The organism is Pseudoalteromonas sp. G5_S1_14_S5 (assembly GCF_054968605.1).
Genome location: NZ_JBQKUM010000216.1, coordinates 1 through 569 on the forward strand (window position 1 = coordinate 1; position 569 = coordinate 569).

Annotated in this window: 1 protein-coding gene and 1 pseudogene; one reads left to right on the forward strand and one right to left on the reverse strand. The window is 44.5% G+C overall.

The genetic code is table 11. The annotated features are described in order from the left end of the window. Positions 1–86: 86 nt before the first annotated feature. On the forward strand, positions 87–383 hold the full coding sequence (locus ACTRWI_RS22610; RefSeq protein ID WP_499133932.1) for a DUF3861 family protein: 297 nt from the start codon (positions 87–89) through the stop codon (positions 381–383). On the opposite strand, the pseudogene ACTRWI_RS22615 reads toward ACTRWI_RS22610, so the two are convergent. Beyond that, positions 298–569, reverse strand: a pseudogene (locus ACTRWI_RS22615) (ISAs1 family transposase); the annotation flags it as partial. The gene ACTRWI_RS22610 and the pseudogene ACTRWI_RS22615 sit on opposite strands and share 86 nt — an antisense overlap.

The window sequence follows — 569 nt, forward strand, 5'->3', positions numbered from 1 at the left end:
TGAGCGATCGCAATCACCGAAATACGCACATCAAAGAAGATCGTGAACTGCAAACCATACAGTTTGAAATTGAAGATAGAGAAAACATGTTCGCGATTGTAGATAAGATCATGCAGGACAGTGGCTTAGACGAGCAATCCGCAACGAGACTAGATGTAAGTACTCGCTTACTGGGACCGTTGATGATGCAAGATAGAAAACCCCCTCTGTTTGTTGATTTCATGCCTCACTTCAGAAACTTCATGCAAAATCTTAAGAAGACACTAAAGGCGCGTAGTGCTTGTCCGGTAATGAGCAACTCCACGCACTCACCGAATGAAGCGGATTTTTTCTTCCGCGAGTATCGAAAGAGCGGCGTGCTGTTTTGCCATCTACGGCAATGATATCCATGCCTTTCGTTTGAACTAGCGTCTTCATCCACGACTGAAACGCTTACTCAATCTCATCTGCTTTGAGTTGGGTGATAACTCTTGCAATTGTATCGTGACGAGGGATGCTATTGAGGAATGGACGATATTTACGAAGCCAATCTAAACGATTATGACCGAAATCTTCGATGTCCTCCCAGC